General features: G+C 60.7%; 11 protein-coding genes. 6 read left to right on the top strand and 5 right to left on the bottom strand.

The window, feature by feature from the left end; genetic code table 11:
• Positions 1-67: 67 nt before the first annotated feature.
• A complete protein-coding gene (locus P3C29_RS19545; protein ID WP_201123875.1) occupies positions 68-619 on the top strand; it encodes a TetR/AcrR family transcriptional regulator in 552 nt (183 codons plus the stop codon).
• 36 nt (positions 620-655) lie between these two features.
• Positions 656-1,135: a nuclear transport factor 2 family protein gene (locus P3C29_RS19550; protein ID WP_010169540.1), complete on the top strand. Its 480-nt coding sequence runs from the start codon at positions 656-658 to the stop codon at positions 1,133-1,135.
• Positions 1,136-1,186: 51 nt separating this feature from the next.
• Here the strand turns inward: P3C29_RS19550 and P3C29_RS19555 are convergent, their stop codons facing one another.
• Together P3C29_RS19555 and P3C29_RS19560 are read right to left on the bottom strand one after the other, a co-directional pair.
• Complete coding sequence (locus tag P3C29_RS19555) at positions 1,187-2,347, bottom strand: PQQ-dependent sugar dehydrogenase (protein WP_201123871.1); 1,161 nt, start codon at positions 2,345-2,347, stop codon at positions 1,187-1,189.
• Positions 2,348-2,377: 30 nt separating this feature from the next.
• Positions 2,378-2,698, bottom strand: coding sequence for a hypothetical protein (locus P3C29_RS19560; RefSeq protein WP_201123869.1), 321 nt, complete (start codon positions 2,696-2,698; stop codon positions 2,378-2,380).
• Positions 2,699-2,896: 198 nt separating this feature from the next.
• Here P3C29_RS19560 and P3C29_RS19565 point away from each other — a divergent pair, with 198 nt between their 5' ends.
• Positions 2,897-3,733 (top strand): Ku protein, encoded by an 837-nt coding sequence (locus tag P3C29_RS19565; protein WP_010169546.1) that lies wholly within the window; start codon positions 2,897-2,899, stop codon positions 3,731-3,733.
• A gap of 11 nt (positions 3,734-3,744) precedes the next feature.
• Positions 3,745-6,246 (top strand): DNA ligase D, encoded by a 2,502-nt coding sequence (gene ligD, locus P3C29_RS19570; RefSeq protein WP_275965245.1) that lies wholly within the window; start codon positions 3,745-3,747, stop codon positions 6,244-6,246.
• 18 nt (positions 6,247-6,264) lie between these two features.
• Here ligD and lpxO read toward each other — a convergent pair whose 3' ends face one another.
• Entirely contained in the window at positions 6,265-7,164 is a 900-nt protein-coding gene (lpxO, locus tag P3C29_RS19575; protein WP_201123867.1) for a lipid A hydroxylase LpxO, read from the bottom strand.
• A gap of 390 nt (positions 7,165-7,554) precedes the next feature.
• Positions 7,555-8,367, bottom strand: coding sequence for a class I SAM-dependent methyltransferase (locus P3C29_RS19580; protein ID WP_201123858.1), 813 nt, complete (start codon positions 8,365-8,367; stop codon positions 7,555-7,557).
• 317 nt (positions 8,368-8,684) lie between these two features.
• Here P3C29_RS19580 and P3C29_RS19585 point away from each other — a divergent pair, with 317 nt between their 5' ends.
• A complete protein-coding gene (locus P3C29_RS19585) occupies positions 8,685-9,923 on the top strand; it encodes an MFS transporter (protein ID WP_201126168.1) in 1,239 nt (412 codons plus the stop codon).
• 162 nt (positions 9,924-10,085) lie between these two features.
• The gene (locus P3C29_RS19590; RefSeq protein WP_010169561.1) at positions 10,086-11,672 is read left to right on the top strand and encodes an ABC-F family ATPase; all 1,587 of its coding nucleotides are present in this window, start codon (positions 10,086-10,088) and stop codon (positions 11,670-11,672) included.
• Positions 11,673-12,195: 523 nt separating this feature from the next.
• Here the strand turns inward: P3C29_RS19590 and P3C29_RS19595 are convergent.
• A partial coding sequence (locus tag P3C29_RS19595) for a transposase (RefSeq protein WP_275965246.1) occupies positions 12,196-12,450 on the bottom strand: 255 nt, incomplete at its 5' end.

A 12,450-nucleotide genomic window follows, 5' to 3' on the forward strand; every position in this document is an offset into this window, starting at 1 on the left:
GGTCTTCCCGCCCAGGGTTAAAAATAATTAATTGACCAAGGAGAACGATCGTTCTACTGTAGTTCACATGAACGATATTACTCGCGACATTATTCTCGACGTTACCGAAAAGTTGATCTACCGAAACGGCATCGCTGCCACCGGCATGGATCTTCTGGTGAAAACCGCCGGCGTCTCCAGAAAGAGCGTCTACCGCTATTTTGCCAATAAGGACGAACTGGTGATCGCCGCCTTGCAGCGCCGTGACGAGCGCTGGATGCACTGGCTGCGCAGCGAAGTGGAACGCCACGCCACCACGGGAGAGCGCCTGCTGGGCGTGTTCAGTGCGCTGAAGACCTGGTTCGGTTCCGACGACTTTCGCGGTTGCGCCTTCATCAACACCAGCGGCGAAACCGGCGACCCGCAAGACCCGGTGCGCCTGCTGGCCAAGGCCCACAAACAGAAACTGTTCGAGTACGCCCTCGAACTGTGTCAAGCACATGGCACCCCCGACCCGGAACGCCAGGCCGCGCACCTGCTGATCCTGATTGATGGCGCCATTACCGTTGCCCTGGTGATGGGCGACACAACCGCTGCCGATAATGCGCAATCCATGGCGCGAACCTTATTGGCACTTTGACCCAACATTCATTTGAACCTGCCCAGGAGCCGTCCCATGTCCTCCACCCCTGAAATACGCCCGCCGTTGCCGCCGTTCACCCGCGAATCGGCGATTGAAAAGGTTCGCCTGGCCGAAGACGGCTGGAACTCCCGTGACCCGCAACGGGTGTCCCTGGCGTATACCCTGGATACCCAATGGCGCAACCGTGCCGAGTTCGCCCACAACCGCGAAGAAGCCAAGGGCTTCCTGACCCGTAAATGGGCCAAGGAACTGGATTACCGGTTGATCAAGGAACTGTGGGCGTTTACCGGCAACCGCATTGCGGTGCGCTATGCCTATGAATGGCACGACGACTCCGGCAACTGGTTCCGCTCCTACGGCAACGAGAACTGGGAGTTTGATGAGAATGGCTTGATGGCGAACCGGTTTGCCTGCATCAACGACCTGCCGATCAAGGAAAGCGAGCGCAAGTTCCACTGGCCGCTGGGCCGGCGTCCGGATGAGCACCCGGGGTTGTCGCAGCTGGGGCTCTAAACGGTAAGCCGCAAGCTTGAAGCTTCAAGCTTCAAGCTTGCGGCTGATGACTCAATCCTGATTCAACCCCACCCGATACAACACACCCTTGTCTTCATCCGTCAGTACATACAGGTAGCCGTCCGGCCCCTGGCGCACATCACGGATGCGCGCTTTCAAGCCGCCCAGCAGGCGCTCTTCGTGGATGACCTTGTCACCGTCGAACTGCAAACGAATCAGCTCCTGGCTGACCAGTGCGCCAATAAACACGTTGTGCTGCCAGGCCTTGAACCGGTCGGCATCGTAGAACGCCATGCCACTCACACCCGGGGACTTTTCCCATACATGGTGCGGTGGAACGGTGCCTTCGGCCGTCTTGCCCTTGGCTTCGGGAATCGGTGTCAGGGAATAGTTGATGCCATGGGTTGCCAATGGCCAGCCGTAGTTTTTCCCGCGCTCGATGATGTTGATTTCATCCCCGCCACGCGGACCGTGTTCGTTTTCCCACAGCGTGCCGCTCCACGGGTTCAGTGCCGCGCCCTGGGGGTTGCGCTGGCCATAGGACCAGATTTCCGGTCGCACGCCTTCCTGACCCACAAAGGGGTTGTCTTCCGGCACACGGCCGTCAGGGAAGATCCGCACCACCTTGCCTTGCAGCTTGTCGAGGTCCTGGGCGGTGGGGCGATCGTTGTTCTCCCCCAAGGTCACGAACAGGTAGCCGTCGCGGTCAAACACCAGCCGCGAACCGAAGTGATTGCCCGTGGACAGCTTGGGCTCCTGGCGCAGGATTACCTTGAAGTCTTGCAGGCCAGTGAGGTCGTCGCTCAAGCGCCCGCGCCCGACTGCCGTGCCGGCCGTGCCGTTCTTGCCGCCGCCTTCGGCGTAAGACAGGTAGACCAGGCGGTCCTCCTTGAAGTCGGGCGACAGCACCACGTCGAGCAGGCCGCCCTGCCCCTTGGCAAACACCTTCGGCACGCCACTCAACGGCGCGGACAGTTTGCCGTCCGGGCTGACGAAGCGCAGGTTGCCGGGGCGTTCGGTGACCAGGAAGCCTTGTTTGTCCGGCAGGAACGCCACCGCCCACGGGTGATCCAGGCCCTTGGCAACCGGGGTGACCGTGATACTCCCCTGCTCGCTGGGGAACTGTTGGGTATCGGCCGCCGAAACGGGCAGCGCCAGGGGCAGCAAGGCAGCGGCGCAGAAGGTCGCTAGAAGGGTTTTGCGTAGAAACATACGGTGGGTTTCCTTGTCGTCTTTACACACTCAATCGCCGCGATTGCCATTGGCGTCGCGCGTGGGGGCTTTGGGCTGGATGGCCGGTGGGGTCTGCGCGCCGTCGCGGCGCTGGACACTGTTGCCGATGCCGCCGTTTTGCAGGGTGGGCGGCCGTTGGGCCGGCGGGATAAAGGTGCCCCGCGCAGCCGGCGCGTTGGGCTGGGTGCCCTGCATGCTGTTGGGGTTGGCCTGATGGATAGGGCCGTTGTAGGGGTTATTGCTCCTGCCGGGCAGGTTTTGCGCCTGTGCCAGCGAGCTCAAGGCCAGGCCCAACGCCAACACGGCAAGGTTAAACAAACGGGTGTTCATGACAAAGCCTCTCTGGGCGCGAGGAGTACGTGCTTTCGATAACACGCTACGCCTTGGGTTCGGCTTTGGTAACTAAATAGTTTCTCATCAGGTGTAACACGATCTGTCTGAAACACCGCTGCCAGCCGGCTGGCCGGGGAAACTTTTGCCGAATCCACCGTGTCACCTGAAGACCCCCACACTTTCAGGAATACCGACATGCCACGGGCTATCTGGAAAGGCGCAATCAGTTTCGGCTTGGTGCACATCCCGGTGTCGCTGGTCTCGGCAACGTCCTCCCAGGGCGTCGACTTCGACTGGCTGGACAAGCGCAGCATGGACCCGGTGGGTTACAAGCGCGTCAACAAGGCCACCGGCAAAGAGGTCACCAAGGACAACATCGTCAAGGGCGTGGCCTACGAGAAAGGCCGCTACGTGATCCTCAGCGAAGACGAAATCCGCTCGGCCCACCCCAAGTCCACCCAGACCATCGAAATCATCGCGTTTGTAGCCAGCGATCAAATCCCGCTGCAGAACATCGACACGCCCTACTTCCTGGCACCCGACAAGCGCGGCGGCAAGGTCTACGCGCTGTTGCGCGAAACCCTGAAGAAAACCCGCAAGGTCGCCCTGGCCAACGTGGTGCTGCACACCAAGCAGCACCTGGCAGCGTTGATGCCACTGGAGTCGGCCCTGGTACTGGTGATGCTGCGCTGGCCCGCCGAAGTGCGCGGCCTGGACGAGCTGGAACTGGGCAGCGATGTGACCAAGCCAACCCTGGCCAAGGGCGAGCTGGACATGGCCAAGCGCCTGGTGGAAGACATGAGCGCCGACTGGCAGCCTGACGAATACCGCGACAGCTTTCAGGACAAGATCATGGCGTTGGTGGCGAAGAAGGCCAAGGCCGGCAAGATCGAAGACGTGGAGTCCAGCGAGGGCGTGGATGAGCGCAAATCTGCCGACGTGATTGATTTGACGGAACTGCTCAAACGCAGCCTGGCCGGCAAGAGCCCGGCGAAGAAACCGGCCGCGAAAAAAACCCGCAAGGCTTCATGAGGTAGACCGCCATGGCCAAGCCCCTGAGTGAATACAACGCCAAGCGCGACTTTGATGTAACCGCCGAACCTGCCGGCAGCGCGCCACGCGGCCGGAACCGGGCGCAGGCCCTGTCGTTTGTGATTCAGAAGCACGACGCGCGCAACCTGCATTATGACTTTCGCCTGGAACTCGATGGCGTGCTCAAAAGCTGGGCGGTGCCCAAGGGCCCGAGCCTCGACCCGAGCCAGAAGCGCCTCGCGGTGCACGTGGAAGACCACCCGTTGGGCTACGGCAGTTTCGAGGGCAGCATTCCGGCCGGCCAATACGGTGCCGGCGATGTGATCGTGTGGGATCGCGGCGTGTGGCAGCCTCACGACGATCCGCGCCAAGCCTACGCGGCAGGCAAGCTTAAATTCACCCTGATCGGCGAAAAGCTCGCGGGCGACTGGACGCTGGTGCGTACCCGCCTCAAGGGCAGCGGCGACAAGGAACAATGGCTGCTGATCAAGGAAAACGACCAGCAGGCGCGCCCGGTGGCTGACTACGACGTGGTCCAGGCCGAACCGAAAAGCGTGCTGAGCGATGCGACCGTGGGGCGTGCGAAAAAGCCGGCAGCGCCAAAGAAAAAAACCACCCGCAAAACGTCAACCGCCCTGCCCGACCAGTTCGCGCCACAGTTGGCGACACTGGTGGACCGTGCGCCGGACGGCGACTGGGTGTACGAGATCAAGTTCGACGGCTACCGGATCCTCGCGCGCATTCAAGGGGGGGAGGTGCGGCTGTTCACCCGCAATGGCCATAACTGGACCGATCGCCTGCCGCGCCAGGCCAAGGCCCTGGAGGCCCTGAAACTCAAGGACAGCTGGCTCGACGGCGAGGTCGTCAGCCTGAACGCCGAGGGTTTGCCGGACTTCCAGGCGCTGCAGAACGCCTTTGATATCGGCCGCAGCCTGGACATCGTCTATTACCTGTTTGATGCGCCGTTTCTGGAAGGCCGTGACCAGCGGGAAGCTGGCGTTGAAACCCGGCGTGCCGCGTTGAAGGACGTGCTGAGCCGCAGCAGAAGCAAGCTGCTGCGTTTCTCCGAATCCTTTGCCGCCCACCACCGGGACATCTTCGAAAGCGCCTGTGACCTGGCCCTGGAGGGCGTGATCGGAAAACGGGCCGGCAGCCCTTACCTCTCCAAGCGCAGCCCGGACTGGATCAAGCTCAAGTGCCGGCTGCGCCAAGAGTTCGTGATCATCGGCTTCACTCGCCCGCAGGGCTCACGCAGCGGGTTTGGCGCGCTGTTGCTGGCCGTCAATGACGACACCGGCCTGGTGTATGCCGGGCGCGTGGGAACGGGCTTTGATCAAGCCACGCTGAAAAAGATCAGCGCACAGCTGAAGGCGCTGGAGCGCGAGGCTTCACCGCTGGCCAAACCGCTGACCAGTGCCCAGGCGCGCGGCGTGCATTGGGTGGAACCGCAGTTGGTGGGCGAAGTGCAATTTGCCGAATGGACCCGCGAAGGCGTGGTGCGCCAGGCAGCATTTGTCGGGCTGCGCAGCGACAAGCCGGCGGAGCAGATCGTTCACGAGCAGCCGCGGGCGGCCAAGTCGCTGAAGGAAAAACCCCGCAAAAAGACCGCTGAAACCGGCGCCGTGGCGGGCGTCAGGGTTACCCATCCCGACCGGGTCATCGACGTTCAAAGCGGCACCCAAAAACTTCAGTTGGCGCAGTTCTACGAGGGCATCAGAACGTGGATCCTGCCCTTTTTACGCCACCGCCCCGTGTCCTTGCTGAGGGCGCCGGAAGGTATCGCGGGCGAGCAGTTTTTCCAGAAGCATTCCGAGCGCCTGGCGATCCCGAATATCAAGCAATTGGATCAGGCCCTGGACCCGGGCCATGCACGGCTGATGGAAATCGACAGCCCTGCCGCACTGGTCGGTGCGGTGCAAATGGGCACCGTGGAGTTACATACCTGGGGCGCCACTGCTGACAAGATCGAAACCCCCGACCTGTTTGTGCTCGACCTTGACCCGGACCCGGCGCTGCCGTGGAAAAGCATGGTGGAGGCCGCGCAACTGACCTTGTCGGTGCTGGATGAGTTGGGGCTGGAGGCGTTCGTCAAGACCAGTGGTGGCAAAGGCCTGCACCTGGTGGTGCCGCTGGCACGCCGGGATGACTGGGACACGGTAAAAGCCTTCGCCAAGGCGATCGCCCAGTTCATGACGGAGCAACTGCCGGAGCGTTTCACCGCCACCTCAGGCCCGAAAAACCGCGTCGGCAAGATCTTTATCGACTACCTGCGCAACGCCCGGGGCGCCAGCACGGTCGCGGCCTACTCGGTGCGCGCACGGCCGGGCCTGCCGGTGTCGGTACCGGTGAGTCGCGATGAGTTGAAGGGGTTGCACGGCGCCCAGCAGTGGACGGTGGCGAATCTGCATGAACGCTTGCAGGGTTTGAAGAAGGACCCGTGGGCGGGTTATGCCAACCGGCAGAAGATCAGTAAGAAAATGTGGGACAAGTTGGGAGCGCACCCGCCAGGCTGATGCGCTCCGCGGCCCGATTCAGATCAGGATGAAGATCAACGCCAAACCGGCGAAGATCGCCCACTTTTCCAGGTAGTAACGGGTGCGGTTGCGCTTCTTCAGCTCCTTGCCCCGCAGGCGAATCTTGTACAGGCGGGTAAACGCGCGGTTCAGGCCACCGGTCTTGTCACCGGCATCGTTGGGCGACCCGGCTGCCGCCATCACGTTACGGCTGAACCAGCGGTTGAAGGCTGCCGCCCAGCGGTACTTCATCGGGCGCTCGATATCGCAGAACAGAATGATCCGGTTCTGATCCGTGGTGTTTTCGGCGTAGTGGATAAACGTCTCGTCAAACATCACCGGCTCACCATCGCGCCAGTAGTAGTTTTCACCATCCACGTTGATGTAGCAGCCCGGGTCGTTCGGGGTGTCGAGGCCCAGGTGGTAGCGGTAGGAACCGGCGTACGGGTCACGATGGCGTACCAGTTTGGAGCCCGGTGGCAGCTCGGCAAACATCGCGGCCTTGATCGAACCAATGCTTTGCACCAGCTCCGTGGTGCGCGGGCACAGCTTCATCGCCGAAGGATGGCTGTCGCCGTACCATTTCAAATAGAAACGCTTCCAGCCCGACTTGAAGAACGAGTTGAAACCCACGTCGTTGTATTGCTCGGAGCGTTTGATCTCGCCTGCGCGCAGCAGGTTCTGGCCCTCCTGGCGGATCTCTTCCCAATGCTCCTGGAGCGGGCTCAGGTCAGGAAAGTCGCTGGGGGACAGGTACGGTCGGCTGGGCAGTTTGGAGAAGAGGTAGAGAAAGCAGTTCACCGGAGCCAGGAAGGTCGAGTGATCGCTGAGCTGGCGGCCCAGCTTGTGTCGCACCCGGCCACGCAGGTGAACATACGCAATGGAGAGAACGTAGAGAGCAACAATGATGAGTTTCAAGGTATTCGTCACAAGTCAGAAGAGAACAGGCTGCTCCTGCGTGCCCACGACGGCCGAGGATTGAAGATGCAGCACCTGAAATCACAATTCACAAACAGGCGGCACGACGGGCTGGGTGACAATCCGGTCATGGCCATTGGCAGCTATTTTAGCCACACTTTGTAACCAAAGGTTAATCAAGAATTGTGAAAAGGTGTCCATTGAGTGTGCTTGCGGGGGCGTTACCCCGGCGCTGCGGCGCGCAGAGGCCGACCACGCCGGCCATCCGTTCTTGCGACATGGTTTTCACATGGCCTTCACTTATCGACCTATAGGGTGAAGGCTACCTACTCCAGTGAACACCTTGGCCCGCCCTCCTCGCGGGCTTTTTTTTGCCTGCCCGGCAGCCAGTCAGGCCGGGCGTTTGATGGCGGTCAGGGTGTAGCACAACGGCAGTTGCGCGGGCTGGTGTTCATACTGGTCGTAGAGTTCCTCGCGATTGGAATGCGCGAACTCTTGCAGATGGCTGATCTGCAACCCGGCGGCGATGGCGCCGCTGACGATCGACCCCAATGTGTGCACAAACCAGTAGGAGGCCGCCGCAACAGCTTCGGTATCGCCCTCGTAGACGATGGCCTCCTGTTGCACGAAAGGCTCGCGCTGAAAGTACGAACTCACCGGCAGCATCGGGTTGGGCGCCGTCGGGTCGAACACTTCCAGGAACGGGTGAGTTTCGTAAATCACCAGGCTGCCGCCCGGCTTCAGGATGCTGGCGACATGGGCCATGAACAGCGTAATGTCCGGCATCCAGTTCAGTACGCCGATGGTGATCAAGGCAACATCGAAGCGCGCGGTCAAGCCACGGGGCAAATGGTGAATGTCGGCCTCGATGAATTCAGCCTCGTACGGCGAAGCCTCGGCCAACTCGCGGGCTTGTTGCAGAAAGGCTTCCGACTGATCGATCCCCACCACCGTGCGTGCACCCAGCCCGAACAACGACAGGCTTTCCCGCCCGTTGTTGCAGCCCAGTTGCACCACGTCCTTGCCCTCCACGCCGACCTTGAGCAGCAATGCGGTCAAGGTTGGGTCCAGCCGCGAGAAGCTGGGCTTGGCCACGTCCTCTAGCAAGGCTTTCCAGTGGGCGGTGTTTTTATGCAGCCTGGCGGATTCGTTCCAGGCGTCCTTGTTGCTGGAAATGGCCTCTTGGGCCGACACCATGTCCATTGCGTCTCCAAAACGTTCGAGTCATTGCGACAAAAAGAGGTTCGCCCTACAACAAAAGCCTCGCCATCCCTGAACCGGTAAAGAGCCTTCACTGTAGGGCGAACGGACGGAAAATAAGCCAGGCTTATGGGATGTTCAACTGTTAACCATAAATTTCCCTGAAAAAACGCCTTTCCGCGCTATTTTTCGATGCAATTGGCTCCACTTTGTAAATGTTTGTGCTTGTGCAGCCGCGCAGGCACGACGCCGGGGCCGGAAACTATCCGTTCATGCCCGAGGTCACTATCGCTACCGACCCCGTCCATGAAGACCCTGCCGTGGCCACTCGCTCCGACCTGCGCAACACCCTGTCCCTGGACAGCCTGAACTTTTTCCTGGCGGATGTCCGTGACGGATTGGGGCCGTACCTGGCGATTTATCTGCTGGCCGTGCATCACTGGGACCCCGCCAGTATCGGCGTGGTGATGACCCTCGCCGGCATCGCGGCACTGCTGACCCAGACCCCGGCAGGCGCATTGATTGACCGAACCCGCAGCAAACGGGCGGTGATCGTCATTGCAGCGCTGTTGGTGACTGCCAGTTGCCTGCTGCTGCCCTTCGTCAGTTCCTTCAGCCTGGTGGCGCTGACCCAGGCGGCCAGCGCAGCCGCGGCCTCGGTGTTCGCACCGGCCATCTCGGCGATATCCCTGGGCATCACCGGGCCGCGCGCCTTCACCTGCCGCACGGGTCGCAATGAAACCTTTAACCACGCCGGTAACGCGGTAGCGGCCCTCCTCGCCGGCGGGTTCGCCTACCTGTTTGGTCCGGTGGCCGTGTTTTATCTGATGGCGGTCATGGCGGTGGCCAGCGTGATCGCCGTCAGTTGCGTGTCAGCCGAGGCGATCGACCACGAGGTCGCGCGGGGCTTCGACCCTGCACACAGCGCGGAACACGAACAGCCGTCGGGGATGGCCGTGCTTCTGGCGAACAAACCTTTACTGCTGTTCGCCATCTGCTGCGCTTTGTTTCACCTGGCCAATGCGGCGATGTTGCCGCTGGTCAGCCAGAAGCTGTCGCAGATCAACCTGCAAATGGCCACGCCGCTGACCTCGGCCTGCATTGTCGCGGCTCAGTTGGTGATGGTGCCGGTGGCCTGGCTGGTGGGCGTGAAGGCCGACGTGTGGGGACGCAAGCCGCTGTTGCTTGCCGGCTTCATGATCCTGCCGCTGCGGGGCGTGCTGTATACGCTGTCGAATGATCCCTACTGGCTGGTCGCGGTGCAGATGCTCGACGGCGTCGGCGCCGGGGTGTTTGGCGCGCTGTTTCCGGTCATCGTCAAAGACCTCACCCTGGGCACCGGGCGCTTCAATGTGAGCCTGGGCGCGCTGTCCACGGCATTCGGCCTGGGGGCAGCGCTGAGCAGCAGCCTGGCGGGTTTTGTCGTGCAATGGGCCGGATACAACGCGGCTTTCCTGACCCTGGCGGGTGTGGCCGCCGTCGCATTGGTGCTGTTATGGGTGGCGATGCCGGAGACTCGGGTGAATCCATCCTTGAACCGCCATACAACTCCCGCCTGACATATGCGACAATGCGCGCCAAATTCCAACATGCACCCCATTTTTCTGCTCAGCGACTGGGCCTCAAGCCTTGATGTCGCTGCTGACGTATGCCCGTTAGCCTGGGCCACAAAATGGGCCCGGCCAAATTAGCGCACTCCAAGCTATTGATAGGTAAAGTAATTGATCTCCACAGCTAACATCACCATGCAGTTCGGCGCCAAGCCGCTATTTGAGAACGTTTCGGTCAAGTTCGGCGCAGGCAACCGTTATGGCCTGATCGGTGCCAACGGTTGCGGCAAGTCGACCTTCATGAAAATCCTCGGTGGCGACCTCGACCCGTCGGGCGGCCAGGTCATGCTGGAGCCGAACGTGCGCCTGGGTAAACTGCGCCAGGACCAGTTCGCCTACGAAGAATTCACCGTACTCGACACCGTGATCATGGGTCACGAAGAGCTGTGGAAGGTCAAGGCCGAGCGCGACCGCATCTATTCGCTGCCGGAAATGAGCGAAGAAGACGGCATGGCCGTCGCCGAGCTGGAAACCGAATTCGCCGAAATGGACGGCTACACCGCCGAGTCCCGCGCCGGCGAGCTGCTGCTGGGCCTGGGCATCCCCCTGGAACAGCATTTCGGTCCGATGAGCGAAGTCTCCCCAGGCTGGAAACTGCGTGTGTTGCTGGCCCAGGCACTGTTTTCCGATCCGGAAGTACTGTTGCTCGACGAACCGACCAACCACCTGGACATCAACACCATTCGCTGGCTGGAAAACATCCTGACCCAGCGTAACAGCCTGATGATCATCATCTCTCACGACCGTCACTTCCTGAACAGCGTCTGCACCCACATGGCCGACCTGGACTACGGCGAGCTGCGTCTGTTCCCGGGCAACTACGACGAATACATGACCGTGGCGACCCAGTCCCGCGAGCAATTGCTGTCGGACAACGCCAAGAAGAAAGCCCAGATTTCCGAGCTGCAATCGTTCGTCAGCCGCTTCTCGGCCAACGCCTCGAAAGCCAAGCAAGCCACCTCCCGCGCCAAGGCGATCGACAAGATCCAGTTGGCCGAGGTCAAGCCTTCCAGCCGCGTCAGCCCGTTCATCCGCTTTGAACAGACCAAGAAGCTGCACCGTCAGGCGGTCATGGTCGAAAAAATGGCCAAGGGTTTCGACGGCAAGCCTCTGTTCAAAGACTTCAGCTTCCAGGTTGAAGCCGGCGAGCGCGTGGCGATCATCGGCCCGAACGGTATCGGCAAGACCACTCTGCTGCGCACCCTGGTCAACGAACTGACCCCGGATGCCGGTACGGTGAAATGGACCGACGCGGCCGAGCTGGGCTACTACGCCCAGGACCACGCCCACGACTTCGAAGACGACATGAGCCTGTTCGACTGGATGGGCCAATGGACTCAAGGCGAACAAGTGATTCGCGGCACCCTGGGCCGCATGCTGTTCTCCAACGACGAGATCCTGAAGTCCGTAAAGGTGATTTCCGGTGGTGAGCAAGGCCGCATGTTGTTCGGCAAGCTGATCCTGCAAAAGCCGAACGTGCTGATCATGGACGAACCGACCAACCACTTGGACATGGAATCCATCGAGGCGCTGAACCTGGCGCTGGAGAACTACCCGGGCACGCTGATCTTCGTCAGCCATGACCGTGAGTTCGTATCGTCCCTGGCGACCCGGATTATTGAGCTGAGCCCAAGTGGGGTGATCGACTTCAGCGGTACTTATGACGATTACCTGCGTAGTCAGGGTGTGGTTTTCTAAGCACTGCGATTGAGTTGGAATGTGAAAGCCCCGTCCGGTGTGATGGGGCTTTTTTTTTGGGGTTGGGTTGGGTTGGGGTGTGTACATATCCGTTATTTAGGTAACGGCGACTTAGGGTTCCGCTCTTACAGCGGGTCACTTTTGGAAAAGAGCCCCAAAAGTAACCAAAAGGGCTCTTGCCCCACCACTCGGTGCCTCGCCTAGGCTCGGCATGCCCGCACTCCGGCACGCTTCCGCGGGCCGCCGCGATGGGCCATCCCTGGCCCATCGCGGCTAAATCGGCATCCTTGCCGATTTACCCGCTCCACCGTGCCTGCTTGCGGCCATCGTGGTTAACGGGGCGCCTAAGATCAAAAGCCAGATCAAAAGCAATAGCACAGCGGCCTACCGGCCGGCTTGAGTGTGGTGAAGCAACAGCAAGTGCAACGACAACGGCAACGGCAACAGCAACAGCAACAGCAACAGCAAAATCAGAAGCGGGCACGGTCCAAATGTGGGAGATTCTATGGTTGAGGGGCAACCCTCAACCAACCTTTGGTTGGTATTCGCTTTGTCCTTTCAGCAATGCAAATACCACTCGAGCAAGCTTACGGGCCAGCATTACCAGTACCTGAGTGGTGCTATAACCCCGCGCCCGTTGTGCTTGATAAAACTCCTTCCATGCAGCCGTTCGGCTGGCCGCCATTGCTGCGTTGTGCAAAAGACGACGCGCTTCTGAGTCGCCACGCTTGCTCAAGCTGCGACGATTATCTTTCTGTCCTGACTTAGAAACGCGTAA

This window comes from Pseudomonas sp. 1912-s (assembly GCF_029269205.1).
Taxonomy (GTDB): Bacteria; Pseudomonadota; Gammaproteobacteria; order Pseudomonadales; family Pseudomonadaceae; genus Aquipseudomonas.